Below are 26189 nucleotides of genomic sequence, written 5' to 3'. Positions count from 1 at the left end.
GACGACACATCGCGGTTTTCATGGTCGCCTGAGATTTTAGCTTTTGTTCCACTATAGGAAAGTATAAAACTTTATGGTTTATAGTATAAGAAAAGCTACAGCTTTCGCTAAAGACTTGGCGACAAGCTAAGTTTTTCTAATACTTTTATCAGTGAGGAATGGAGTTTCGCATTATAGAAATTAAGAATACCTCATTTGGGTAGACTACACAAATAAGTAAAACTTGCTATAAGAGAATAAAGCTAGAAGATAATTTGTTCATTATATAACAAATTGCAATTGGAGTTTGAAACAGATTCATAAATAATTGCAAGTTAACCTGCAATTATTTGGTCTTGGTACCGTTTTACATAGGAACTTATAATGAAGATGAGGTGGAGATAAGATGAATAGTCGAGCTAGAGATCTAATGCTGTTGTTAATGGAAAATGATCAATTTTTTACTATCAACGAACTTTCTGACCATTTTTCAGTTAGTGAGCGTACGATTTACAATGATTTGATGGAAATAGACGATTTTTTTAATAAACATTCCTTTTCGCCATTGCAACGTCAAAAAGGAGTCGGCATCCGGGTAGAGCTTCATAAGCTTGAACAGCAAAAGATAAAGGATCTTCTTGACCTTGAAGAATTCAGCTATCACACTCCGGAAGAACGAAAATATCACGCATTACACTATCTGCTCATTCAACATGAATATGTAACGATAGATCAAATATCGAACTTTTTAAAGGTTTCCAGAAATACAGTCATAAATGATATGAAACTGTGGAAAAAATGGCTCATTTCTCATCAATTATCATTAATGTCCTATCCATATAAAGGTTTAAAGATAGAAGGAACAGAATTAGCCATCCGAAAAGCATTATTAGCGCTTTTTCGAGAGGAAAAAAGAAATCGCATTCAGATCTCTAATACAAAGCAATCCATTCTCAATGAGTTTCTTTCTTCTGAGGACATTGACCATCTTACCCATATTATTGGAATGGCAGAAAGAGAACTTCAAATTATCATTTCTGATCATTCCTATTTTAGAGTCATGCTTCATCTCGGTCTTGCAATTACACGTGTAAAACAGGAAAAAATGTTAGAAAAAGGAGCTGCGGCAGATAGTGTTCGGGAAACAAGGGAATACGAGGTTGCCTGTTTCCTAAAAGAAGAAATAGATCGTCTTTTCCACATTAATTTTCCTGAGAATGAAGTTGTGTACTTTGCTGCTCAATTTGTCAGCAGTAGTTTGCAGGATGTAAAGCAATATGGAAATATAAACGATCAGTGGTTACCTTTACAAATGGTTACCCGAGAGTTTATAAAACAACTGGAAGAGTCATTTCAGATACCATTAATGAAAGATGCACAATTATTTAATGGGTTACTTGCCCATTTGCGACCTGCATTGTATCGAATTAGAAATGGGACAACGATCACTAATCCAGTATTGGATGAGATTAGAGAAAATTATAGTTATATTCACCAGCATGTTTTGAAAGCAATTCATGTTATCGAAATCAAACTAAGTATTGTTTTCAATGAAGATGAAGCTTCATTTATTACTATGTATGTCACTGCTGCTTTGGAGAGACAAAAAAAGAGTATACGCAGAAAACCGGTTGTGATCATTGTTTGTGATACAGGTATGAGTACATCCCAAATGTTAGCAACTCAATTAAAGAACTTATTTCATCTCCGTGTACTCGGTTCTTTTCCGGCAAGACAGGCCAATGAAATTGTACAGACTGAATTAATTGATTTAGTAATTACGACAGTCCCGCTAGAAATGAATGAGACACAGGTTGTAACTGTTAATCCTGTACTATCTAAAGAAGATATACAAAAGTTAACATTGATGCTTGAAAAGTTAGAAGGAGAAGAGTTACTTGTGTTGGATATTCTTCATATTATTTATCCCTATTGTACCATTCATGATCCAGTAGCTCTTCATAATAAATTACAGAATTATTTTCAGCACGATGCAACGAAATTGCCAAAAATAGAGAGGAGTACAAATCCTGTGTTAATAGAAGTATTAAATGAGAAGTTAATTATGACACAAGCAGAACTGAAAGATAGAGATAGTGCTGTTAGGTGTAGTGGGGAAATACTTTTGAAAAATAATCTTATTGAACAAACATATATTCAGGCTATGATTGATAATGTCCACGAAAATGGCACATATATTGTTATTGCACCTGGTATAGCAATGCCTCACGCAAGACCTGAGTATGGAGCAAAGGATATTGGTTTTAGCATCGTTACATTGAAGGAACCAATTGAATTTGGTCATCGAACCAATGATCCGGTTAAAATTGTTATCGGATTTTGTGCTATAGATCATGAAACCCACTTAACTGCATTATCTGAGTTAGTTGGCGTATTAAATCAAGAAGATAAATTAGCTGCAATTTTAAATGCAAAAACGCCAAAGGAAATTATGAAAATATTTCAAGAGGAGGGTAACTAATGTTAAATATTGTTACGGTTTGTGGAGCAGGTGTAGGAAGTAGTATGATGCTTAGAGTTTTTGCACAACAGGTGTTAGCTGAAGAAGGGATTCAAGCAAATGTAGAAGCTTCAGATATTGGCTCTGTTAGCGCAGATAATTACGATGTTGTCATTACTACCTCAGATTTTGCAGATATTTTACGGCACTCCAAAGCAAAAATAGTGAGAATTGACAACATGATGGATAAGGAGTTGTTAAGAACTGAATTATTAAAAGTAATTCAATAAATATATTTAGGCGAATGAAGATTAGATCAACATTTATGTATAAACAGTAATTATTGGAGTAACTCATGCACGCTATAGGTTACTCCAGATATTCCCAAGGTTGGGATATCCAGTTGTTTTAATAACTATCAAACTCTTTTTTAAAAAAATTAATTCATGCACTTGAATACAATCTAAGGAGAGGGCAACTATGGATTTTATTATGTATCTGATTGATAATGTTTTCAGTCAGGCAGTATTTGTAATCGGTATGGTTGTACTTATCGGGCTGTTGGCGCAAAGAAAAAGCTTTGATTCAATAGTTTCAAGTACTGCTAAAACAATGATTGGTTTTTTACTCATTAATACTGGAGCGCAATCATTAGGAATTTCATTGCTTCCATTACAGCCAATGCTAAGTAAAGTTTTTCACCTGAATGCAGAAATTCCAACACTTGCAGAAGCACAAACAGAAAGCTTTGTGGAAATAGGAACAGAAATGGCATTAATATTTGCATTAGGATTTATTATCCATATTTTATTTGCCAGATTAACACCATTTAAATATGTGCATTTGTCTGCTCACGTATCCTTTTTTTATGCAGGGTTAATTGCTGCCCTACTGAAATTTGGTACAAATATGGGATTTATTCCACTAGTTTTAACTGGCTCCTTTATTTTAGGATTTTATTTGACTTTCACCTGTTCTTATGTTGCACCCCTTATGAAGAATGTAAAAGGCGGAGAAGGTTTTACGCTTGGTCATTCCAGTTCTAGTGGGGTTTGGATAGCAGCAAAACTTGGTGGGTTATTTGGAAATAAAGAGCGTGATTTGGAAGACATTAAAATCCCAAAGAGTTTAAATTTTCTTCGCGAAATGACGATTGCGCTTACAATTATCATGTTTTTGTTATTCCTTATTGTATCTTTTATAGCTGGTCCGAGCTGGGTTGCCAATAATATTAGTGAAGGAAGAGATGTCTTTACATTTTCTCTATTGAACGGTTTACAATTTGGTCTGTGGATTACAGTAATATTGTCCGGCGTACGAATGCTCTTAGCAGAAATTATTCCTGCATTTCATGGTATCGCTGATAAAGTTATACCAAATGCAAAGCCAGGATTAGACGTACCTCTATTATTTCCTAATTATCCAACGTCAGTAATTGTAGGGTTTTTAACAAGTTTAGTTGCAGGCTTTGTTGGTATGGTCTTGTTAGCAATGATTGATTATCCAATTGCAGTTTTTCCTGCTCTCATTCCTACTTTCTTTACAGGAGCTGTAACAGCTATTTTTGGTAACTCTACCGGAGGTGTACGTGGGGCATTAATCGGCTCTTTCACCAATGGTTTAATTCTGATTATTGGACAAGCACTTTTACTACCATATATTGGATCCTATGCTTCGATTATGCGGATTCTTAGTGAAACAGACTACGCCTTATATGGCCCGTTATTAGGATTATTGCTTAAAATGATTGGAGGATAGGGATGTGAAACAGCTTGCACTTTACTTGCCTTGTTGTTACCCAAATGAACATCAATTTTTTTCCATCCTTGATATAATGGAAAAATATCATGTCGATGTACTTGAATTAGGTATACCAGTAGCCAATGCTCATATGGATGGAAAAATTATTCAAAACAGCCATAAACAAGTATTGGAACAGGGTTTTAATAAAGTATATTTAAACAAAATATTACAGCAAATACGAGAAAAATATTCATTTAAGGTAGTTTTAATGACATATAAGGACGGCTTGGACAAATACCATTTACTGGATGAGAAAATGGATTATGATGGGCTGCTTTGTGTTGATAGAATGATTACGTTAAATGACTTTCCATCTCCAATTCAGCTGTACAATGAGAACATTTCCAACATTACTTTACAGGAGAAGTTGAGAAATAATCGTCTGTTTGCTTATTGTATGAGTGGGGTTGGAAAAACAGGGAGCTTTGATCATGTCCCTATTAATTATATAGAGACAATGCAACGGATTAGAAAGCATAGTGATCTACCTATTTATGTTGGTTTTGGGATTAAAGAAAGAAAAGACGTAGTTGAGGTTTTTAAAAATGGTGCTGATGGAGCTATAATTGGCTCATACTTTGTTAATAAAGTTACAACATCCACCCTAGAAGAAGTTGCAGCTTATATAAAGGATTTAAAAAGTATAGATTGAGGATAGATTTGTGTGATTTACTTGAATATGTTTCTTTTTACAGAGCGAAAAGCTAGAGTAATAATGTGAATGCATTGCAGATTTTATTTACAAACAAACACCCTACTGATTTATTGATTGACAGTAGGATGTTTGTTTTAGTTTTTAAAGTATCTTTGTCAAGTTACAGCCGGATTGCTGAACGACTTTTTCGGAGGTACGGTTACCTAATCGACATGCTTCTTCAAGGGTTAACCCTTGAGCTAAACCACTGATAAAAGCACCAGTATGTGAATCACCTGCACCAATGGTATCAACTACTTTCACTGGTTTAGCCGGAATGATTCCAGAACGGTTCTTGTCTAGGTAGAAACAGCCTTCTGCTCCCATTGTTACGACAATTGCTTCTTTGGTTTTTTGATATAGGAAAGTTGCGCCTTCTGTCACCGTCTTAACAGACATAAGCTCCTTTAATTCGCTTAAGTTACAGTGTACAATTGTATTTGCAGTTAAAATGGTTTCCAATACAGTTTTATCTAAATAAGCGATGCGCGGACCAGGATCAAAAATGATTTTGGCGTGTTTTGCTCTATTTTGCATGATTTCCTGAACTAATACTTCACCAGAGGTTCCTTCCAGTTCATACCCTGACAAATAAATATAATCATAATCCGCTAGATGAATACGTTGAAACCATTCATGTCGCCATTCTGTTTCCAAGCCAGGGATAGTCAGAAAGGTACGTTCTCCATCCGGTTCCACAAATGAAATATTCCATCCATTGTCCTTAGACGTATCCTCTAAAATAATCGGTATTTGCTGCTTTTCTAAATGTGTACGGATAATATGAGCATGTGGACCAATACCAACTGGAACAAATAAATCATGATTTATACCAAAGTGGTTTATTACTTGTTGCACATTATAAGCACAGCCGCCAACCATCGTTTCTACATGCTTCCCGTAAATGTCTTCGCCTGTTTTTGGTAATTGGTTCACATGAACGATCATATCGATTACAGCAGCTCCAATAATTAAGACATTTTTATTTGCTGTTTGCTCTTGTTTCATTCATTTTCCCTCCGATCACTCATAAATAGATGGATAAGAACATAGGCGATATAGCTACAAATAAAGGCGAGTAATAATCCTAAACTATTGTCCCGAAAAATACCCACAGCAAATGGACCGCTAAAAAAGTCGGTGTTAGTAAATAGAAAACCGATAATGACGCCAATGGACCAGCTTATAATTCCGGTTTTGTTAAAAGAATGTGATCCTTTGGGTTCTAACAGCTTTAGGTCATACCCGGATTTTCGATTAAAGTAGTAATCAGCTATAAATACTGCTGCCCAGGAAGCGATTCCAATGCCGAGTAACCCAAGAAATAATTGAAAATTATATAGAAAGTCTTGTGAAATAAAGAGCACATAAACAGGAATTAGAATCATGATTGCACCATGAATCATTAAGGATACCTGATTTGATACTTGTATATTTAACGTTTCTAAATTTACTCTTGCTGATTTTAAGCTAATAATACATTGTGGGATTAATCCACCTACTGCAGTTATAAAATAAATTACTGAAATCCATGATGGAAGAGCATGAGCAATTACGTCAATTGGATTTGCTGATGTTGCAATATTTGGTAGAGAAGTGCTTAATAATATACCAACAAACATGATTACAAATAAAGGTATAATTGCTCCAAATAATACACTAAACATAATGGCATTATTTTTATTAGTTGGTGACTGATAAGCACTGTAATCTGCTCCGGCAATCGACCAGCTAATTCCGGTCCCTGCCATAATGATAGACACAGCTGGGAGGAATCCTTTTAACCAACTTCCATTTGGCATAGAAAATAGTTGTTGAAAGTCAGTCTGAGGAATCAGAATAACTAAGATAATCAATGTCAGACCGCCAAAAACATACGTGAAAAATGTTTGTAATTTAGCTAATTGCTGTTGATTCAATAAGCCAGAAAGTAAAACTAATGTTGCAAAAATAAGCAAGCAAATCAATGTGATGGTACTATTTTGATCGATATGAAAAATAGTGGCTAAGGAAAGTAAAATCAGGGTGCCAGTAACGACATTAACAGATAGCCATCCAACTAAATTCAACCATCCTAGAAAATTAGGAATCCAGTTTCCTTTTGTTCCAAAGGCTGCTCTTGATAACATGAACGTAGTGATACCATTTTTCTTTCCAATCACACTAATATAGCCAACAAGAATGAAGGAAAGTGCGGCAATCAGGGCAGCTAAGGTCGATTGAATAAAGCTTAATTGAAAACCAACAATCATTGCGCCATATACAACACCTAAAATACCGATGTTTGCAGCAAACCAAATGAAAAACAAATCGTTCGGTTTGCCAATTCTTTCTTCTGAAGGAACGGTAATCATGTTCTTGTTTTCAGTCATTTTTAATATCCTCCTTGGTCAATTTTTCCGGTAGTGCAGTAAAGCTTGTGCATAGTGATTAAAATCAACCTTATTATTATCATTAATGGTTTGGAGATAGCTTGGGTCCATTTCATCGGCGCCTTGTTTTGCTCCACAAATGGCAGTTGCCATTGCTCCAATTGTATCTGTGTCTCCTCCTAAATTGGCAGCTAAGATTGCACAACGCTCTACAGTTTTTGCATAATAAGCAATACTTAATGCAGCAGGTACAGATTCACTTGTTGATACGCCAGCACCTATAACCCGATAAATATAATTGGAAAACGCTTCTTCATCATTTGAGAATTTATGAGCATATTCGAGTCCAAGCTCTAAACGTGCCTTTAGGGACGGACTGAAGGTTTCAGCACCATAAGCAAGTGCCTTGTCATGAATATTCATCGTATCTGTTACGATTTCTTCCCATGTTTTTTTCTCCATGGCTGAACTGATGGCTCCTGCAATCATTGCAGCTCCAGTAATAGCAACATCGGATGCATGGGTTACTTTGCTAACTCGCCATACATAATTAATTAATGCATCGGATTGATTGGAGTTAAATAAGCAACCAATTGGTGCAATTCGCATTGCAGCACCATTTGTTACAGCGGTTGCTGTGATTTTGGATGCATCCTTACCGTTTTTAACCGCTAGGAGAGCGGCTTTTGAGCTTGGTCCGAGAATTTCATTATCAAATGCGTGGATTTCTTCTGCCCATTCAATCAGCTTTTCAGCAATTACTTGATCATTTGGCTCAAACTCAGTTTCCATTAAAGCATTTAAAATGATGAGTGCTTGAGTTGTATCGTCGGTATACTGGCCTTTTGAAAAGTGTTTGGCAACTTCATTTGATTTTGGGCCGTCTAAAAAGGTTTCAATTTTCCCGAAATATTCTTTTACTTTTCTTCGGCTCCAAAGTTCAGATGGCATTCCCATAGCATCTCCAATTGCTAGTCCGTAAAGTGTTCCTAAGATTTGATTTTTCATGGTTGTCCTCCTTGATATCTATTATTCTTTAAACAGCCTTAAATATTTATAACTACATTAAAATCAGCATGATCACTATAGATAACATTTACTTTTTCAATTGCTCTCCCATGTTGATCGAAAACAGTTCCTTGAACATTTAGTAAAGGGGAGGAGGAAGTAATTTTGAAGTAATTCATCAGTTTTTCATTTGCGTGAATCGCTTTCACATGAAGACGTGCATAATTTGGTTTTGTATCAAAGTTCTTTTCTAATGTGTCATACAATGATAATTTAGAAAAATCATATTTATCTAGCGCAGGAAACATTTCTAAATTTAAAATGGACGTATCTAACGTCATCCATTCTTGCTTGTCTTGCTTTTGAAAACCACGTAGGCGAATTAACTTTAAGTAATTCTTTTGCTTTTTAGTGATGATTTCATGCTTCATAACTTTTGTAATTGGCCGTTGATTTGTTTTCTTTGCATAAGCTGAAAAACCACTGAAATTCCAAATGTTTTCACGAACCTTTCTTAAGCGGACATATGTCCCTTTGCCATGAATTCTTTCGATAATTCCTTCATTGCTTAGCTCAGATAGAGATCGCTGGATCGTAGTACGAGTAACTTCATATTGTTCAACTAATTCATTTTCAGATGGAAGACGATCTCCGTTTTGATATTTTCCTGACAATATTTGTGACTTTAAGTCTTCACTAATTTGTAAATAAATAGGAACAAAGCTTGTCTTATCAATAGCCAAAGTAATCAACCTCCAACTGTATTTTCTTTTTCTATTTAGCTCAAGTGTTCATTGAAATAACTTGTTTACTTGAGTAGACAAGTTGAGTTAAGTGAAATCGATTTCAAATTCATCATAGTCCTTCTTACTTAATATGTCAATGAATTATTTATTTCTATGTTATTGCTTTAAATTAACCATATAGCCAGTATATCTTTATGATATTTTGTTAAGTGATTAATCCAGATTTACGGATCGTTAAATATGGGGGATTATATATAAGGCATTAAATCTGTCTGGAGTGACTATTTTTATTTGAATCTAAAAATAGTATAGAAATTACGGTAACTAGTCGCTTAGATAATTTTTTATCATTAAAGCTGGCTCGACTAAGGAGGAAAAGCCAGCTTTCTACAGCAGAAGTGCATTTTCATGTATGCTCTTGGTTCTTCTTTTCGATAAAAAGTTCATTTTTAATAAATTTCCAACACCTTTGAAGCCTTTTAACATTTTTTGGATCTTCCCCAAGCTCCTGTAAAAGCTTTAAATCCTTCATGTTTTTCACAACATTCATTTCTTCATTTGTAAGTGTTAGTTGATCGTCGAATTCATAGTCCGTACTAGCTGTGTTTGTTAAGCCTAGTAAATAATCAGTTGACACGCCAAATGTTTCAGCTACTTTCTTTAACGTTTCTAATGAGGGTTCATTTCTACCTTGTTCATAGTAACCATAAGCACTTGTACTTATATTTAGAATGCTTGCTAATTCTTGTTGCAGATATCCGTGTTCAATTCTTAAGTCCTTCAAACGTTCTTGAAAAGTATGCATTCCATTCGATCCTCTCACATGATTTAAGGAAAGTATAAAATATCATCTTCATTATTTTTGTATATCCAACAAAAAATATTATATCTATTTATAAACAACAAAATATTGTTTTTAATGACGATAATTAGAAAAAGGTAGGAGGAGAAACTTATACTTTTAATTATGAAGACGATTTCTTGATGAGTAATACTTAAAGGGTAAATAGGATAATTACTTCAATTGGACATAATGCCAATTAAATAGAAGATGGAATTGTTGGCGTATAGTTTAGAGCAAGCAGTATGAGGGCTAGAGATTCAACAATAACTGAAGTAGATATTAGGAACAGTGTAAAAGTAGTAGCTTGGAATCCGGAAAAATTGAAAACTGTTGAGGCTGTCGGAGAAGGAATAGGGAATAGATTACTTTTCAGTAAGGGTTTTCTCAAGTTAACCTGAAGATTCAATAGGATCTTGAAAATGTATTATTTGTTATGCTGATCTGAATGAAGAATTTCTCTATAATATGGTGAGATCTTTCTGGAGAATTTGAGTGTAATAGAGGAACAGATTCCAGAAAGGACAAAAGGCTTTTCTCTTGATACAGTATTTGACAATATTGATCTTAGTTATCTTCACCCAGGTACGGAAAAGTATTAGTTCTTTCTTAATGATGGTATATAGAAAGAAATATAAAGGGGAAACTTTGTTTAGTAGGGCTTTTCCTTGATCTTTACTAATAGCAGTAGAACAAAGGATGAAATCTCCGATGTCCTTGAAAAACCGCGATGTGTCGAGGAGTAGCTTTCCATGTCCTTGAAAAAGAAGGTCACTTTTTCTGCGTGCGATGCCTATTCAAGAAGCTTTCCTTGTCCTGTCGACCTGAACGAATCGGGCATTTAGTTGTAGTTATCTCTCGCCTTAGATTTCTTTATATTCTCTATAACTTTTGAAGCGGGAGTCTTGCTCTATCTTAGATGCGAGATAAAGAGAAAGGGGGCTATTCATGCTTTACGGAAATATTACGGATGTTCCCAAAAATAAAGTAGGAAACATCAAAAACATGCCAGCAATAACGGGATGTTCGGTTGTAGTTGTTGAAGATGGAGCCGTTTGTGGTGTGGATGTAAGGGGGCGGGTGCACCGGGTACGCGTGAAACAGACTTGTTAAATCCAATTCACATGGTTGATAAAGTTCATGCGATCACATTGTCGGGTGGAAGTGCTTTCGGTTTAACAGCTGCTGACGGGGTCCTGCAATATTTAGAAGAGCGAGGGATTGGCTTGGATGGTAAAGGACATGTTCCTCTGAATAAGTTATTTTTTACCTAATCATAGAACCGAATAAGTTTCCTTAGTTTAGACCTTGTTCCATAAAAAGATTCATTTAACAAATCTAGGTGTTTAATTATGAATTCCCTTAAATAATCTTTATCTATATTTTCTGTCTTTAGTAAAGGTATTAATTCAAATAACCGATGAATTCTATCTCCAAACTTTTCTTCTAACTATTGAACACTAATGAACTTATTCTTTACATAATCCCTCATATGTTCTTGCTGTTTACTTAATAAACGAAAGTAGCGAAGATCCAAATTAGCTTGGATTTTAGAGGGCAAGTTCCTCATACGCTATCTGTTTGTCCATGCCTTACTATGTACAATGTAGTTTTTTGTACTATAGGAAAGTATAAAATTTTAGGGTTTATAGTATAAGAAAAACTACAGCTTTCGCTAAAGACTTGGCGACAAGCCAAGTTTTTCTAATATCTTTTAATTCCTCGCTGGCTGTTCTAATTCATCTAAGTACATATATAAATAGGGGTATCCCCAAAACAGCATCCCTGTTAAAGAACAGCGCCCTATTCTGGAATAAATAATGAAATTAATTTTTTTCCTTATACCACTTTCTAAGCTGATTGATATGAGCTTGATGATAGCGATTATGGTCAGCCATATGCCAAAGGCCCCATCGAATGGTTGCTTGCTTTTCATTCTCATGACCAAAAGTGACAACTTTATCTAAATCAGCATCTGTTAGTTGTGTACATGTATCTTTCAACATTCTTAATACACCTTCATATTTATCCATAAGTGTGTTCAAAGACTTGCCTTTAACCATCGAAAGCCTATTATTTTCATCTATCATGGGGCCATATTGCTCTTTTAAAGAAACAGGAAGTGGTTGCCCTTTTATTCTATAAACCCAATTAAGGTCAACATACATGATATGTTTTATTAATTGAGCTGTACTATTAAATTTGTTATTTGGACCCTTATAATCTACTTCTTCTTGCGACATACCATCGGTGATAAATTGTAGTCGTTGGCTATTTTCTTTCACAGCTGAATATAATATTCCCACAATTGGTGACATATATGCTTCACCTTGTAAATCGTAAAACATCCCATTTTTTCTCCCTAGCCTTTTTAACATAAACAATATCTTAATTAGTCATTCTTTGTTCAGCATAAATATCTTTGTTTTGAAAATGAGTTACTAACAATCTGGCCCTTTAATGGAATAAATTTATTGGTTGATTAACCTAATTTCGGTTACCTATACACCTAATTTTTAATGAAACTTCTTACTTCATGCTTTTACGCTCTGAGTGTATTTGTTCCTCAATAAGATAATCCTCTAACTTCCCATATGAATTTTATTTGACACATCTAAAAATTCATTTAAGCATTTTGCTCCAAGAGCTATGGTATGTTCTGTATATCTTAGACACGCTGTTGCTGTTCCCATCAGACCAATTAATCTTGCTTGGTATTCTCTCGATTCTCATATGTAGGATAGTATAATTCTTGTTAATTGCTGATTACTGATAGAAAAGGTTGTTTCCCCATTTAATAACCTCACCCTTTAGGTATCACCTACTATTTTTAGTTAATACCTAATATATCAGAGAATTAATAAAAAAGAAACATATCCTTTCTCCTGTGTTGAAGTTACTAAGGTTCCGATTGTTCCGAGTGCAGTTTTGTTTGATTTGGCAGCTGGCATTACTTCAGCTGAAAAAATTGGGGATATTCCTTTATATAAGTCCTATAATATTTGAAAGTTTTTAAAGGATGTTATATAAGTTAGGTAGCGGGACATTTAACTGGGTTTCATGTTAAAGTTTATAATATTCGACGTACTAATTAAATTTAATAAAAAAATAATACTTATGAAGAGAAGGAGATAATAATGACCGTCCATCAATTTACTGTTAAGAAACGAAATGGAGAAACACTCCCTTTATCTTATTTCCAAGGAAAGGTCCTTTTAATTGTTAATACGGCCAGTAAATGTCAGTTCACCTATCAATTTGAACAGTTACAAGAGTTTTATAATAAGTATTATCAACAAGGATTTGAAATAATTGGTTTTCCGTGTAATCAATTTGCAGAGCAAGAACCAAATTCCAATGAAGGAGCGGCAGAGTTTTGCCGGGCAAATTATGGTGTGACCTTTCCTATGATGGGAAAGATTGATGTCAATGGTGCAGATGAGCATTCACTATTTAACTATTTAAAACAAAAGGCACCATTTCGTGGCTTTGATGAAACAAATATGGCAGAAAAATTATTAAAAATGAAGATTTCTTCAGAATATCCACAATGGTTAGTAGGAGATTCAATTAAATGGAACTTTACTAAATTTTTAATTGATAAAGAAGGTAAGGTTGAAAAACGATTTGAACCGTCAGAAGAGCCTAAGACGTTTGAAAAAGAAATAGAGAAGTTACTGAAAGCATAATTCTAATATAAGTATTAACTCAAGAGATTAAAGTAAATCTGTCTCTTGAGTTTTTTAATAGTTCATTTTAAAGTAAAATCAAATCAATTTTTAGCAAAAATGTACTATGTCTCAACCTAAAAATAAGGTTGTGAACAGCAAATATGTATTTACTCATTGTAAAACGTAATCTTTTTATAAAGATTTAAGAGGTAAGTTTCTTTTATCCCGTATGTAAGGTGCCGTAAGACTCCCACTTCAAGAGCCTCGAGTTGATACAAAAGGGTCTAAGTGGGAGAAAACGGCACCTAAATGCCCGATTCGTTCAAGGGCCTTCAGGTCATACCCTTCTAGGTACTAGCATTCAGTAGGAGATGGAAGAAACTCCTACTGAATGAAGTTTCACTTTATTGTTTAAGATTTAAAAGATTATAAAAAACATTGTTTATTAACATAATTATCTGTATACTAAACATACTAACCGGTTAGTATGTTGGTGTACTTGTCTGCTTTTAAAAAATAAAAACGTAAAAATTATGCTCATCGGAGTCATGAAGTTAGATTTTTCATATTCCGAAAAAGTCATTAAGCTAAAAGAGCAATTAATGGGCTTATTGGTGTTGTTGAACGGGTTTTACAATTAATGATATAACGCTCTTTGCAACGAAAATCATATGAAAAATCGTTTGCTAAACTAGGAGTAAATTGGGAATGGATTGCTGAATTTAGGATGGAGCTTGGATATTGACATTAATAGCAGCTTATATGATGGATGCGATTAGAAATAAGCAAGCAAGTGCGGAAATTACAATGACTAAAATAGTTGCAGTTGCACCAAATATTGCTCAACGCGTTATTGATTGTACGATTAAACTATTTGGCGAGAGCAGGTGTTAATGAGGATTTTCCGTTAGCACATTTTTATGCAAATACGCGTACGTTGAGAATCGCGGATAGTTCGAATGAAGTTCGTAGCCGTCAAATTGTAAAATTAGAAATTAAGAAGTATCAAAGTTGAGTTTACACAAAGGAGATCTGTTAATGAGTGTTTTGGACTTGTTTCATTTAACAAGAAAAACTGCAATTGTTACTGGCGGATCTAGAGGAGTAGGGGCTCAAATTGCGGAAGCATTGGCTGAGGCAGGTGCAAATATTGTGATCTGTTCCAGAGATCAATCTGCCTGTAGACAGATGGCTAATAAGTTAAAGACATATAAAGTTGAAACACTTGGATTAGCTTGTGATGTAACAAATCCAGAAAATGTGGAAGAAGTAGTCAAAAAGACGGTAGCTTATTTTAAAACAATAGATATATTAGTTAATAATAGTGGCGCTACCTGGGCAGCTCCGGTAGAAGAAATGCCAGTTTCGGCATGGGAGAAAGTGATGAATGTAAATGTGAAAGGAACTTTCCTGATGAGTCAAGCTGTTGGCAAAGTAATGATTTCCCAGAGGTGTGGAAAAATAATTAATATTGCTTCCATTGCTGGATTCGGAGGAACACCGTCTTTTATGCAAACCATTAGTTACAATACAAGTAAAGGAGCAGTTATTACGTTTACGAAAGATTTAGCTGTTAAATGGGGACAATATAATATTCATGTAAATGCTATTGCGCCAGGTTTCTTTCCGACCAAGATGTCTCAAACTCTTATTGAAAAACAAGAAAATATGATACTAAATCGAACACCATTAAATCGGTTAGGGAATGAAACAGATTTAAAAGGTGCTGCAGTTTTTTTAGCATCCCATGCTTCTGATTATGTCACAGGAGATATTTTAACAGTTGATGGTGGCGCTCATGCACTGTAAACAAAGATAGATTCTGATCAACCAATTATGATACATTAGTTGATAAATTATATATAGAGCGGAGCGTAAAATATGAGGCATAAAATCATTGAGACAAGCGTCCAACTATTTGAAAGCAGAGGATTTAGCCAAACGTCTATCCAAGATATTGTTGATCAGTTACGTGTAACGAAAGGAACATTTTATTACTATTTTAATAGTAAAGAGCAATTGTTAATGGAAATTCATTCTTCTTACATTGAAGATTTAATAAAAAGGCAACAGCAAATCATGCAACAGCCGATGACAAATCAAGAAAAGCTTAAAGCCATCATCGTACTGTTAATTTACGATATTAAAGATAAAGGTGCCAGTGGACGAGTTTTCTTTCGAGAAATGCGGCATTTAATTAATGAAAATATGGATATTATTAAACAGAAACGTAAACAATTTCGCTGGAATATTGAAACGATTGTGCGACATGGCGTTAAAAGCGGGGAGTTTAGAAACGATTTACGTGCTGATATGGTTACTTTTGGAATTTTGGGTTTAATTAACTATAGTTATAAATGGTACGATCCAGATGGGGAAGTAACAGCAGACGAGCTTGTTGGACTATATAGTAAAATTCTCTTACAAGGGATTTTGAAATAAATGAGCTACATTGCTTTTGATAATGTGAAATTTAAATTACGCCTAAAAGGTACTAACTGGTCAGTATGTAATCGTTACATTTATCCCGTATGTAAGGTGCCGTAAGACTCCCACTTCAAGAGCCTGAGTTGATACAAAAGGGTCTAAGTGGGAGAAAACGGCACCTAAATGCCCGATTCGTTCAGGGGGCCTTTAGGTCATACCCTTCTAGGTACTAACATTCAGTAGGAGATGGAAGAAAACTCTTACTGAATGAAGTTTCACTTTATTCCGTGTGTAATTGGCTGTAAGACCTGCCCTTCGATGCCGCGAGGTGAAACCTAGGAGGATAAGTGAAGGAACCCAACAGCAAGTTAAATGCCCAATTGTGTTCATTCTATCAATCAGTGGGGAAAAAGAACCCCTCCACTGATTGATTCACTTTATAAAAGTATATCTTAAATTGACATATGGTATACGATTTGAAATGACAAGTTAACATAATACAAATATTCCTTTGGAAGTAAATACACTTGGAGTCATGACACGTCATTAACCGGATTTTTTACTAAAAATGTTTTTTACAGTTTTTAACTTTTGTTAGATTGTAAATGTTATGTTAAAGAATAACTTTCTATATCCATAGGTGAAAAACAATGCTACTATTATAGGTGAGAAAGTATCACTGTTTGGACGGTAGGGATATATTTTGGTTGTTGTAGTTTGCTCTTTAATTGGAATTATAACTGCTTTTGTTGGTTCTCTAATGGGATTGGGCGGAGGGATTGTACTTATCCCTTGCTTGCTATTTTTATCTCAGATTACTGATGGGTTTGGTTGGGCAACCCCGCAAGCAATTGTTGGCATCTCTTTAGTGTCAATGGTTTTTACTGCGTTATCTTCAAGCTTTACTTATTGGAAAAATAACCGGATTGATTATAAGACTGGACTAATATTATTGTCTGGTAGCATACCAGGCGGAATAATAGGTTCCTGGTTAAATCAATTTATTGCGACGGAACAATTTTTGCTTTACTTCGGCTTTGTCATGATAGGTATTTCCTTGGTTTTATTAATAAAACGGAAAGAGTCAACACGGGTATTCAATAAAGATACAAAAGGTGTACGTAGTTTTTCATTACATGGAACCACTTATTATTATAAAGTTTCCGTTACAATAGGCTTTTTTCTTTCCTTGGGGGTTGGCATGCTGTCAGGCTTATTTGGCATTGGCGGAGGATCCATTATGGTACCAGCTATGATACTGCTATTTGGGATACCTGCCCATATTGCTACTGCAACGTCTATGTTTATGATTTTTTTCATCAGCCTGATTGGAGCCGGGACACATATAGTTCTGGGGCATATTGTGTGGAAGTATGTTTTCTTTTTTATCCCTGGAGCGTGGATTGGTGGCAAGCTTGGAGCAATCGTGAACCAGCGTTTGACTAGCAAAGCACTTGAATGGATTTTGCGGATTTTATTAATTATAATTGGTATTCGAATGATTTTTCAAGGGTTGTCATAAGGAGCATAATTAAAATGAAAGAGCATATATATTTCTATTACACAAACGATTTACATAGTAATTTTGATAATTGGTCTCAAGTTTCCTATTATTTAAAAGAAGCAAAAAAGAATTGTCAATCGATGGGAAAATCTTGTTGGAATGTAGATATTGGTGATCATATTGATCGAATGCATCCAATCGCTGAAGCCTTTAAGGGGAAAGCAAATGTGCAGTTAATGAACGAAGCCGGCTATGATGTAGTAACATTAGGAAATAATGAAGGTATTACAATCTCACATGATGATTTGGCCTATTTATATGATGAGGCTTCCTTTGAGGTAGTGTGTGCAAACTTGCACAGTATGAACAGTAAGAAACCAGATTGGTTAAATCCGAGTGTCATATTAACATCTGCGTATGGAGTTGAAATTGCAGTAATTGGGCTTACTGCTCCATTTAATGATTATTATCAATTACTTGATTGGTATGTATCACCTCCTTATGAACAATTGGAACAAATGATTGGAAAAATAAAGCAGCAAGCAGATATTATTGTGTTGTTATCTCACCTTGGCTATAGCGAAGATCAGGAAATAGCAAAGCGGTTTCCGGATATTGATGTTATTATTGGTGGACATACCCACCATCTCTTACGCAATGGTGAGATAGTAAATAATACATTGCTTACTGCTGCAGGAAAGCACTGTCATTTTGTTGGTGAGGTTATCTTAACTTGGGATCATGAGCAAGGTAGATTGGTACATAAAGAGGCGTATACGACGAATATTACCCACTTGCCAAAAGACCCCCAAACAGAGGAAATCCTTACAACCTATCAACAAAAAGCAGAACGTATATTAGCTAAACCTGTTGTGCGATTACCTGAAACACTCGAGGTCGATTGGCGAAAAGAAACACCTATTTTGCAAGCTTTAACTGATTCAATTAAACAACAAACAAATGCAGACTGTTCCATGCTTAATGCGGGGCTGTTGCTGGAAAGTTTGCCATCTGGTGTAGTAACTTATGGCGATATTCACAGAATATGTCCACATCCTATCAATACTTGTGTGGTTGAATTGACAGGGAGAGAATTGCTGGAAACTATTCGTTCTTCATTCTCAAAAGAGTTTATTGAATTAAAATTAAAAGGTTTTGGTTTTCGGGGGAAAATAATAGGTAAAATGGCTTTTTCTGGCTTGAGCTTATGCATGGAACGATTAAAGAACGGTGAAGCTTTTGTTAAACAAGCCTATCTGGAAGAAAAATATCCATTAAAGGCTGATCAAACGTATACCATAGCTACAGCTGATACGTTTACATTTGGACGACTATTACCGGAAGTTGCAAGATCACAAGTGAAAAACTATTATTTGCCAGAATTTTTAAGGGATATTTTAGCTGAAACATTGATACGAGCATATTCAAATAAATAGATTAGTGACGATAAGGTCTCCGTTTGCATATAGATAAGGCAGAAGCGATGAAGGAGGCCTTTTACGAATGATAACAGTGAATCCTTTAGAAGTAGAAGGAATGTTTTTTACTGCGGTTTGTGTAGAATTGCCAAAGACAAATTTATTAATCATTGCCAATGAAGTCGGATATATTATGTGTGCAGCCTTAGACGTTGACTTGTTAAATGAAAAACTGGCTGACAGAAAGATTGTAGCTGGTAGAGCGGTTGGAGTTCGTACGATCGATGAATTATTGCATGCACCATTAGAAAAAATTACCGAATCCGCAAAGGAACATGGATGGAAAGTAGGGATGACCGGAAAGGATGCGTTAATGTTGATTGCTTAGGCAGTAAGCTTATTAACAGACATATAAGCCTTATCCCGTATCTAAGGCACCCTAAGTTAAGGAGAAAATAGAAGGGGTAATGGCAATTAGTTATGAAAACTTCTAAGAAATTAAAGTGAGTTCTAAAACCGCTATTCATTTGTAAAGTATGGCAAATAAGATATGAGTAAAATTCAATTCTAACCTTCTGAAAACAAGCATAGATTTGTTTTGAGGAGGTATTTTTTCATGAAAAGACGGCCAAGATTGCATTTGCAAACCAGTTCTCCTGTTAAAGTAATATTGTTCATGACGACAATAGCTTTTGTTATTTTGACCTCCCTTAGCATTATCATTGTTGATAAAGGAATTACTCCATCTTTAATGGATATAGCGAATCAAAAGACAAAGGAGTTTGCAACGAGAACAATTAATGAAGCAGTCAAATCAACGGAAAATATTAGCTTTGATGATTTGATGGAAATAAATACGGAAAACAATGTCTCCATTGTTGGTTGGAAATCGGCTGCAGTGAATCGGGCATTGAGAGCTGCTACTAAAAGAGCAGAGTACTTTTTATATGGGATGAATAAAGGAAAAACGCTAGATACCGATGACCCGGAAATGCCACCACAAGATTACGGAGATACAGCAAATGAGTTAGCGGATAAAGATCCGACTGTTGTCGAGATCCCAATTGGGCAAGCAACGGGAAGTACAATTTTGGCAAATCTGGGTCCCAAGATTCCTGTACATTTTGAAATTGTAGGAAGTATTCAATCAGATGTAGAGTATATTATGAGGGATTTTGGCATTAATGCAGCATTAATAGAAATATATATCCCTGTTACAGTTAATGTGCAGATTGTTGTGCCATTTACAACAGAAACCGCTGAAATAAGTACAAAAGTTTATGTGGATTCACGTGTGATTATGGGGGATGTACCAGAATTTTTTGGTGGTGATGGAGAAGGAGGACCAAACATTGCTGTGCCAAAAGACAGCTTGAATAATGATTAATGGTTTGTTATAATATACTTTGGTAAATAAAATAAATAACACCTTATCAGATCGGTGAGGTAGAGGCGCAATGGATATTAGTAGTCTGACTGAGGATGATAACGATGAAGTCAGATGAAAGGATTTATTGCCGAAGCGTAATAAGTGTCGAACTTATTATAGCTGGTATACTTTTGAATAAGGAGTATACTGTCATGCGAACAGCAATATGCATGGAGAACTACTGATCGAAATGGAGGATAACGTATATTGTAAAGACAATGATAGGTTATTTTCTGTCATTGTCTTTTTTATGTAAAAGCAAATCCTTTCTCATTTCCTTCACCCATTTCCCCTAACAGTATGTTTCCCTGTCTTATTGCCAACAACTATAGTGGAGGTAACATTAATGGAAGGTACGATTTATTCACTTATTCCAGCAGTTCTAATGCTGGTGCTCGTTTTATTAACGAGAAATGTATTATTATCGTTAGGAACAGGAATTGTAGTTGGAGCAATACTCATTCACGATTTTGCAATATGGGAAGCAATAAAAGAAATTGTTGTTCAATTTTATTCGCTTTTTATTTCTGATAACACACTTAATATTGGCAATATCTTGTTATTATCATTTTTACTATTGCTTGGTATTATGACAGCCTTCTTACAAGCGTCTGGTGGAAGTCGCGCATTTGGTGATTGGATGATCAAACGAGTGAAAAGCCGAAGTGGTGCACAAGCAATGAGCGCATTATTAGGAGTTATCATTTTTATTGATGATTATTTTAATAGTTTAGCAGTTGGTCAAATAGCTCGGCCATTAACTGATCGACATAAAATTTCACGAGCAAAACTTGCATATATTATTGATTCCACATCAGCACCAGTAACTGTCGTATCTCCCATTTCCAGTTGGGGTGCCTACATTATTGGTATTATGGGCGGGATATTTGCTGCAAATGGAGTAACTTCACTTGAACCTTTAGAAGCTTTTATTAAAATGATTCCTTTTAATTTTTATGCATTAGGTGCAATTATTAGTGTATTTTTAGTTGCTTACTTAAAAATGGATTTAGGCCCGATGCAAAAGCATGAAACAAGGGCAATGGAAACCGGTGATTTGATTGGTCCGAATAAAGACAATGTATCTGGAGATTTAAGTGATGTTTTTACGCCAAATAAAAACGGGAGAATTTATCATTTGTTAGTCCCGATTGCAGTACTAGTGATTGCAACTGTTTCTTCCATGATGATTACTGGGGCAATGGCTGCAGAAGGTGATATCAGCATCTTGACCATATTTGCTAATACGAACGTCAATCTTTCGCTATTTATTGGTGGAGCAGTTGCCGTTATTACTTCTTATTTGTTTCATATTAGACAGGCCGGGCAAAGCAATTCAACAGTGAAGATTATACTCGAAGGTATGAAAACCATGCTCCCTGCTATTTATATTTTGTTGTTAGCTTGGGTTATCGGCTCGATAATTGGAGAATTAAAAACAGGCGAGTATTTAGCTGGTATTGTAAATAACTCATCCTTAAACCCAGCCTTTTTACCCTTTTTATTTTTTATCATTGCTGGCTTTATGGCGCTTGCTACAGGTACATCATGGGGAACGTTTGGTATTATGCTGCCGATAGCAGTTGAAGTAACGGCAATTACAGATATGGAGATGCTGTTGCCATCCATGGCAGCTGTACTTGCTGGTGCAGTATTTGGTGATCATTGTACTCCAATCTCTGATACGACTATTTTATCTTCAACGGGGGCAGGAGCAAACCATATTGATCACGTGATGACCCAGCTTCCATATGCCATTCTCTCAGCTTTAGCTGCAGCTGTAGGTTATTTAATTATAGGATTTACTGGTCAAATTGTTTTACCGTTGCTTGTGACGATGGCTATTATTATTGGTTTTGCAATCTTAACGCATTTTTTAAAAACTACAAAAGCAAAGCATTAAAACAATCATCCTCTCTATGTAAGAGGATGATTTTTTAATGTGTAGGCATTTGTTTCTACCTTGTGGATAACTATAGTTCATTTATTTATTAATTTTGATATGAAAATATTTTGACATAAGATAAAAGTGCCGTTATAATACAACCATAAATATCTGAAAAGGGTAAACCTTTTAAAATTTTAATTAATTAACAATAAAAGTAAAAGGAGGTTAAAGAATGGAAACTCGTTCTCAATGGGGAACAAGAGCAGGATTTATTTTGGCGGCAATAGGATCTGCTGTTGGATTAGGAAATATTTGGCGTTTTCCAGCTGTGGCGTATGAAAATGGTGGAGGAGCTTTTTTTATCCCTTACTTGTTTGCATTATTAACTGCAGGTATTCCAATATTAATTATGGAATTCACCATGGGTCATAAGTACCGTGGTTCTGGTCCGCTGACGTACAAAAAAATGAACAAGAAAACAGAATTTATTGGTTGGTGGGCAGTATTCGTTGCGTTTATAATTTCCACTTACTATTCTGTTATTATTGCCTGGGCAATATCGTATGCGTTTTTTTCTGTCAATTTAAGTTGGGGTTCGGATACAGAGGGTTTTTTATTTAAAGATTATTTAAATAATACAGTTGATCCGGGGCAGGCGGGGAGTATGGTTCCTGGAGTTCTGTTACCATTAATAGTGGTTTGGGGAATCGTCTTATTTACTTTATATAGGGGTGTGAAAAAAGGAATTGAAATTGCTAATCGTATTTTCATTCCATTATTAGCATTTATTTTTTTAATTATTGTTGTTCGTGCTATTACACTTCCTGGTGCGTTGGAAGGTCTTCAAGCGTTCTTCCAGCCTGATTTTAGCAGTATTTTATCAGGAGAAGTATGGGTAGCCGCTTATGGACAAATCTTTTTTAGTTTATCGATTGCGTTTGCGATTATGATCACTTATTCTAGTTATTTACCTGAAAAATCAGATATTACTAACAATGCATTTATTACCGGATTTGGAAATTCAAGTTTTGAATTGCTTGCGGGTATTGGAGTTTTTTCCGTACTTGGTTTTATGGCTACACAATCAGGGGTAGCGGTAGATGAGGTTGTGTCTGACGGTGTAGGGCTTGCATTTGTCGTATTTCCGGCTATTATAAATGAATTCCCTGGCTTGAATGGACTATTTGGTTTTTTATTTTTTGCCTCACTCGTTTTAGCCGGAGTAACTTCATTATTGTCGCTAACCGAAACTTATGTTGCAGGCTTATCTGATAAATTTAAAATTTCTCGAGGAAGGTCTGTCTTATTTGGTGGAGGATTAGCTGCTATTATTTCTTTACTTTATGCAACACAAGGCGGATTATATTTCCTGGATACAGTAGATTATTTTATTAATCAATTCGGTGTTGCGTTACTTGGTTTAGTTGAAGTAATATTAGTCGCATGGATTTTACGATTAGTTAAAAATTTGCGGGATCATGCAGATGCAATATCGGATATTAAGCTTGGCTGGTGGTTCCCGTTAAGTATAAATGTGATTACACCAGTGGTACTCGGTTATATGCTGTACGATTTGTTCCGACTAAATATTATGAAACTTTTTGATACACCAACAGGGAATTATTCAGGCTACCCGGATGCGTTTATTTTATACTCAGGATGGTTTGTGGCTGCTGGAGCACTTGTATTTGGAATTTTGATGTCTATTCCTAAATGGCGCTCAGTAAGTGAAACAAGTTATTCGTCTGCTAAAAAGGAGGCAAAATGACATGAGTACTAGTGCGATTATCGTAATGGTTTTAGGAATGCTTGTTATTTGGGGAGGATTGGCAACGAGTATAACATATGCTATAAAAAAATCGAGAGAAAAAACGGAATAATTCAATAATAAAAATGAATCTTGCCGTATAACAGGTGAAGCATAGTTAATTTTAATTCTACTACATTCGGAATTATCATAAGAAAGGACATTTCATTTCACTTATAAACTGAAATGTCCTTTCATTGTGTGACAGTAGCTTGGTTTAAGTTTTTACTCTTTTTGTTTTGCCATTCGTTCCCATTTTTTCAAATATGGATAGGGGTCGAATGACCATTCACTATGTCCGTTATCTTTATACATTCCATAATGAAGATGGGGAGGAAATTTACCCGATGTTCCCGGCGGGCCATATCCTGTCGAACCAACACTTCCTAGTACATCCCCTGGCTTTACTACTTTCCCTACTTGGATATCGTCTTCGTACCCACTCATATGAGCATAATAATGATAAATATTGTAAATGTCACGAATGCCAATTCGCCAACCTCCATATAAATTCCACCCCATCATTTCCACGACTCCATAGGTTGTTGATTTGACAGGGGTGCCATAATCAGCAAATATATCTGTTCCCTCATGTATTCGTAAGCCGCCAAACCCTCTACGATCACCCCAAGTACTTCGATAACTATAATTATAGGAAGTGGCTACTGGAAAATCTCGATCCGTTAGATTTATTTCTTGATAGGTTTGAAATACTTTTGCTGTATTCATGATCGTTTGAACCGATAGATCCCGATTATAAAAATTCCATAAGGCAATTTTTATATCTTCTTTCGTTTGCCCATATTGGAGAATATAATTACCAATAGTATAGAGAACATCTTCCGGATTGTTTGGATCAGCTTTTTGATCACCATTTCCATCTCGACCTTGTCCATGAAAAAAGTCAATAAGGCGCTCATCATTAATCATTGAAGCATTTCCTAATCCATACCATAATTCAGGGGAGAATTCGATGGAAATAATTTTTTCATCATTTGCATGTTGTTTTTTGTTTCGTTCATAGTTATCCATTGCAGCAAAATAATACCACGGAATTTGCGTCAATGCTTCGGTTTTCTTAAATAAAGCCATTCGCTGTTCATAAATAGTTTTCTCTGCATAAATTGGGTTTTGAATTAGCAAAGAAAACAATAATATAAAACTCCCTGTGAAAAAACGTTTTGCATACACATTTGTCACCCTTAATACGTTAAAGTTTTTCGTTATTATTAAATACTGTCTTTACTTTTCCCAATAGACATAGTAAATATACAAGTTTAAGGGTCAGGTATAAATTAACGGGAAGCTAAGTCTAATGTTAAACTCTTTTTATTAAAAAGTAGGTTCATCCCTTAAATAAAGTTCAGCATGTCAGGAGCCGTAAACTTTCTCAAAAAAGATTGTGCTGCGGAAAGATCTAATGGAGAATTAACGGCTCCTAAATAGCCGACTGGTTTAACGAATATTTTGCGGGATAAATCCCACAAATGAAGTTTCATCATTCATTGGTATTTTTCGCGGGTTGATTCATTTCTTTAATTATATTATCGATTGTATTATCATAATCTCCATCGGTTGTTCTGGAATTATGCAAACTTTGAATATCATCGATTAAATTGGTATTGTCGGTTACATGAACATCAAAGTATCCTGGCATGATTGATGTAGCTGTTTTTTTCGCTATTTCTGCTGCTTTCTCAGAATTAATGTCAACCGATTTTTCATACGCAATTAACACTTCCTCGTCTGTAACAAGTGTTGCCACCTCTTCAAATGAATTACCTCGAAGCATAATTCGAGTTATCATATTAGCCATTTCGGTTCGGTCAATACTTATAGAACGATTATTTTCATTATCATTGTCAATTTCATCTTTTGTATAACGTACATACCCTAATTTATTTTCTGCGCTTTCATCCGTAGGTGCCTGTAGTTGACCATTTGGATCAAGCTGGTTTTTAATATCTTCTCTTTCATTGGTAGCTGTATCATTATCCATACAGCCTGTCATGAGAAACAGTGTAGTAAGTCCTATTGGGATTACTTTTTTTAGTTCCATTTGTATTACCTCCTTCTCAAGTTGATTTTGGGGTTCGTTTTTAGTTTGCTGGTTCAGCCTGAAATCATACTGTTTTTTTCTG

23 protein-coding genes, 1 pseudogene and 1 riboswitch are annotated in these 26189 nt (G+C 35.2%); of the genes and pseudogenes, 16 read left to right on the top strand and 8 right to left on the bottom strand.

Annotated features, from left to right (window positions below):
- The first annotated feature begins 385 nt into the window (after positions 1 to 385).
- The 4 genes from KQI21_RS11595 (at position 386) to KQI21_RS11580 (ending at position 4895) form a co-directional block, all read left to right on the top strand.
- The gene (locus tag KQI21_RS11595; RefSeq protein WP_216484366.1) at positions 386 to 2461 is read left to right on the top strand and encodes a BglG family transcription antiterminator; all 2076 of its coding nucleotides are present in this window, start codon (positions 386 to 388) and stop codon (positions 2459 to 2461) included.
- Positions 2461 to 2730, top strand: coding sequence for a PTS sugar transporter subunit IIB (locus KQI21_RS11590; protein WP_216484365.1), 270 nt, complete (start codon positions 2461 to 2463; stop codon positions 2728 to 2730). Before KQI21_RS11595 ends, KQI21_RS11590 begins: the two co-directional genes overlap by 1 nt.
- Before the next feature lie 190 nt (positions 2731 to 2920).
- Positions 2921 to 4198 carry a PTS ascorbate transporter subunit IIC gene (gene ulaA / locus KQI21_RS11585; protein WP_216484364.1) on the top strand — a complete coding sequence of 426 codons (1278 nt, stop codon included), beginning with the start codon at positions 2921 to 2923 and terminating at the stop codon, positions 4196 to 4198.
- A gap of 4 nt (positions 4199 to 4202) precedes the next feature.
- Positions 4203 to 4895, top strand: coding sequence for a tryptophan synthase subunit alpha (locus tag KQI21_RS11580; RefSeq protein WP_216484363.1), 693 nt, complete (start codon positions 4203 to 4205; stop codon positions 4893 to 4895).
- 144 nt (positions 4896 to 5039) lie between these two features.
- On the opposite strand, the gene KQI21_RS11575 is transcribed toward KQI21_RS11580, so the two are convergent.
- The 5 genes from KQI21_RS11575 to KQI21_RS11555 form a co-directional block, all read right to left on the bottom strand.
- Positions 5040 to 5945, bottom strand: a complete 906-nt coding sequence (locus KQI21_RS11575; RefSeq protein WP_216484362.1) for a PfkB family carbohydrate kinase — start codon at positions 5943 to 5945, stop codon at positions 5040 to 5042.
- Complete coding sequence (locus KQI21_RS11570) at positions 5942 to 7309, bottom strand: purine-cytosine permease family protein (protein WP_216484361.1); 1368 nt, start codon at positions 7307 to 7309, stop codon at positions 5942 to 5944. The genes KQI21_RS11575 and KQI21_RS11570 overlap by 4 nt, the downstream gene beginning before the upstream one ends.
- An 18-nt stretch (positions 7310 to 7327) precedes the next feature.
- Positions 7328 to 8317, bottom strand: coding sequence for an ADP-ribosylglycohydrolase family protein (locus KQI21_RS11565; RefSeq protein ID WP_216484360.1), 990 nt, complete (start codon positions 8315 to 8317; stop codon positions 7328 to 7330).
- 38 nt (positions 8318 to 8355) lie between these two features.
- Complete coding sequence (locus KQI21_RS11560) at positions 8356 to 9060, bottom strand: GntR family transcriptional regulator (RefSeq protein ID WP_216484359.1); 705 nt, start codon at positions 9058 to 9060, stop codon at positions 8356 to 8358.
- 409 nt (positions 9061 to 9469) lie between these two features.
- Entirely contained in the window at positions 9470 to 9868 is a 399-nt protein-coding gene (locus tag KQI21_RS11555; RefSeq protein WP_216484358.1) for a helix-turn-helix domain-containing protein, read from the bottom strand.
- 984 nt (positions 9869 to 10852) lie between these two features.
- On the opposite strand from KQI21_RS11555, the pseudogene KQI21_RS11550 reads away from it, so the two are divergent.
- A pseudogene (locus tag KQI21_RS11550) lies at positions 10853 to 11157 on the top strand (P1 family peptidase); the annotation flags it as partial.
- Positions 11158 to 11730: 573 nt separating this feature from the next.
- Here KQI21_RS11550 and KQI21_RS11545 read toward each other — a convergent pair.
- Complete coding sequence (locus KQI21_RS11545; RefSeq protein ID WP_216484357.1) at positions 11731 to 12252, bottom strand: DinB family protein; 522 nt, start codon at positions 12250 to 12252, stop codon at positions 11731 to 11733.
- 789 nt (positions 12253 to 13041) lie between these two features.
- Between KQI21_RS11545 and KQI21_RS11540 the strand changes: the two genes are divergently transcribed.
- The 11 genes from KQI21_RS11540 (at position 13042) to KQI21_RS11490 (ending at position 24121) form a co-directional block, all read left to right on the top strand.
- The gene (locus KQI21_RS11540; protein WP_216484356.1) at positions 13042 to 13593 is read left to right on the top strand and encodes a glutathione peroxidase; all 552 of its coding nucleotides are present in this window, start codon (positions 13042 to 13044) and stop codon (positions 13591 to 13593) included.
- Positions 13594 to 14316: 723 nt separating this feature from the next.
- Complete coding sequence (locus tag KQI21_RS11535; protein ID WP_216484355.1) at positions 14317 to 14469, top strand: hypothetical protein; 153 nt, start codon at positions 14317 to 14319, stop codon at positions 14467 to 14469.
- A 144-nt stretch (positions 14470 to 14613) separates the two neighbouring features.
- Complete coding sequence (locus KQI21_RS11530) at positions 14614 to 15384, top strand: SDR family oxidoreductase (protein WP_216484354.1); 771 nt, start codon at positions 14614 to 14616, stop codon at positions 15382 to 15384.
- 72 nt (positions 15385 to 15456) lie between these two features.
- Positions 15457 to 16017: a TetR/AcrR family transcriptional regulator gene (locus KQI21_RS11525; protein ID WP_216484353.1), complete on the top strand. Its 561-nt coding sequence runs from the start codon at positions 15457 to 15459 to the stop codon at positions 16015 to 16017.
- 688 nt (positions 16018 to 16705) lie between these two features.
- Positions 16706 to 17524: a sulfite exporter TauE/SafE family protein gene (locus tag KQI21_RS11520; RefSeq protein ID WP_216484352.1), complete on the top strand. Its 819-nt coding sequence runs from the start codon at positions 16706 to 16708 to the stop codon at positions 17522 to 17524.
- A 14-nt stretch (positions 17525 to 17538) separates the two neighbouring features.
- Entirely contained in the window at positions 17539 to 18942 is a 1404-nt protein-coding gene (locus KQI21_RS11515; protein WP_216484351.1) for a bifunctional metallophosphatase/5'-nucleotidase, read from the top strand.
- Between the two features lie 67 nt (positions 18943 to 19009).
- Positions 19010 to 19312 (top strand): YunC family protein, encoded by a 303-nt coding sequence (locus KQI21_RS11510; protein WP_216484350.1) that lies wholly within the window; start codon positions 19010 to 19012, stop codon positions 19310 to 19312.
- A 228-nt stretch (positions 19313 to 19540) separates the two neighbouring features.
- Positions 19541 to 20311, top strand: coding sequence for a sporulation protein YunB (gene yunB / locus KQI21_RS11505; protein WP_216484349.1), 771 nt, complete (start codon positions 19541 to 19543; stop codon positions 20309 to 20311).
- A 52-nt stretch (positions 20312 to 20363) separates the two neighbouring features.
- A riboswitch (Lysine riboswitch) is annotated at positions 20364 to 20542 on the top strand.
- A 157-nt stretch (positions 20543 to 20699) separates the two neighbouring features.
- Positions 20700 to 22256 carry a Na+/H+ antiporter NhaC family protein gene (locus KQI21_RS11500; RefSeq protein ID WP_216484348.1) on the top strand — a complete coding sequence of 519 codons (1557 nt, stop codon included), beginning with the start codon at positions 20700 to 20702 and terminating at the stop codon, positions 22254 to 22256.
- Between the two features lie 217 nt (positions 22257 to 22473).
- A complete protein-coding gene (locus KQI21_RS11495; RefSeq protein ID WP_216484347.1) occupies positions 22474 to 24009 on the top strand; it encodes a sodium-dependent transporter in 1536 nt (511 codons plus the stop codon).
- A 1-nt stretch (position 24010) separates the two neighbouring features.
- Positions 24011 to 24121: a methionine/alanine import family NSS transporter small subunit gene (locus KQI21_RS11490; RefSeq protein ID WP_216484346.1), complete on the top strand. Its 111-nt coding sequence runs from the start codon at positions 24011 to 24013 to the stop codon at positions 24119 to 24121.
- 152 nt (positions 24122 to 24273) lie between these two features.
- Here the strand turns inward: KQI21_RS11490 and KQI21_RS11485 are convergent, their stop codons facing one another.
- The gene (locus tag KQI21_RS11485; RefSeq protein ID WP_373687664.1) at positions 24274 to 25239 is read right to left on the bottom strand and encodes a M23 family metallopeptidase; all 966 of its coding nucleotides are present in this window, start codon (positions 25237 to 25239) and stop codon (positions 24274 to 24276) included.
- A gap of 307 nt (positions 25240 to 25546) precedes the next feature.
- The gene (locus tag KQI21_RS11480) at positions 25547 to 26107 is read right to left on the bottom strand and encodes a YhcN/YlaJ family sporulation lipoprotein (protein WP_216484345.1); all 561 of its coding nucleotides are present in this window, start codon (positions 26105 to 26107) and stop codon (positions 25547 to 25549) included.
- Positions 26108 to 26189: the final 82 nt, after the last annotated feature.

This window comes from Virgibacillus proomii (assembly GCF_018916875.1).
GTDB lineage: Bacteria > Bacillota > Bacilli > Bacillales > Amphibacillaceae > Virgibacillus > Virgibacillus proomii_B.
The sequence above is the reverse complement of the archived record's forward strand: the minus strand, read 5'-3'. Positions and strand labels throughout refer to the sequence as shown.

Bases quoted from the DNA above. Each gene is read 5' to 3' on its own strand.
- KQI21_RS11495 (WP_216484347.1), top strand. From the start codon at position 22,474: ATGGAAACTCGTTCTCAATGGGGAACAAGAGCAGGATTTATTTTGGCG.
- KQI21_RS11510 (WP_216484350.1), top strand. From the start codon at position 19,010: ATGATAACAGTGAATCCTTTAGAAGTAGAAGGAATGTTTTTTACTGCG.
- KQI21_RS11490 (WP_216484346.1), top strand. From the start codon at position 24,011: ATGAGTACTAGTGCGATTATCGTAATGGTTTTAGGAATGCTTGTTATT.
- KQI21_RS11480 (WP_216484345.1), bottom strand. From the start codon at position 26,107: ATGGAACTAAAAAAAGTAATCCCAATAGGACTTACTACACTGTTTCTC.
- KQI21_RS11525 (WP_216484353.1), top strand. From the start codon at position 15,457: ATGAGGCATAAAATCATTGAGACAAGCGTCCAACTATTTGAAAGCAGA.
- KQI21_RS11595 (WP_216484366.1), top strand. From the start codon at position 386: ATGAATAGTCGAGCTAGAGATCTAATGCTGTTGTTAATGGAAAATGAT.
- KQI21_RS11540 (WP_216484356.1), top strand. From the start codon at position 13,042: ATGACCGTCCATCAATTTACTGTTAAGAAACGAAATGGAGAAACACTC.
- KQI21_RS11545 (WP_216484357.1), bottom strand. From the start codon at position 12,252: ATGTTTTACGATTTACAAGGTGAAGCATATATGTCACCAATTGTGGGA.
- KQI21_RS11555 (WP_216484358.1), bottom strand. From the start codon at position 9,868: ATGCATACTTTTCAAGAACGTTTGAAGGACTTAAGAATTGAACACGGA.
- ulaA (WP_216484364.1), top strand. From the start codon at position 2,921: ATGGATTTTATTATGTATCTGATTGATAATGTTTTCAGTCAGGCAGTA.
- KQI21_RS11530 (WP_216484354.1), top strand. From the start codon at position 14,614: ATGAGTGTTTTGGACTTGTTTCATTTAACAAGAAAAACTGCAATTGTT.
- KQI21_RS11500 (WP_216484348.1), top strand. From the start codon at position 20,700: ATGGAAGGTACGATTTATTCACTTATTCCAGCAGTTCTAATGCTGGTG.
- KQI21_RS11565 (WP_216484360.1), bottom strand. From the start codon at position 8,317: ATGAAAAATCAAATCTTAGGAACACTTTACGGACTAGCAATTGGAGAT.
- KQI21_RS11575 (WP_216484362.1), bottom strand. From the start codon at position 5,945: ATGAAACAAGAGCAAACAGCAAATAAAAATGTCTTAATTATTGGAGCT.
- yunB (WP_216484349.1), top strand. From the start codon at position 19,541: ATGAAAAGACGGCCAAGATTGCATTTGCAAACCAGTTCTCCTGTTAAA.
- KQI21_RS11570 (WP_216484361.1), bottom strand. From the start codon at position 7,309: ATGACTGAAAACAAGAACATGATTACCGTTCCTTCAGAAGAAAGAATT.
- KQI21_RS11590 (WP_216484365.1), top strand. From the start codon at position 2,461: ATGTTAAATATTGTTACGGTTTGTGGAGCAGGTGTAGGAAGTAGTATG.
- KQI21_RS11515 (WP_216484351.1), top strand. From the start codon at position 17,539: ATGAAAGAGCATATATATTTCTATTACACAAACGATTTACATAGTAAT.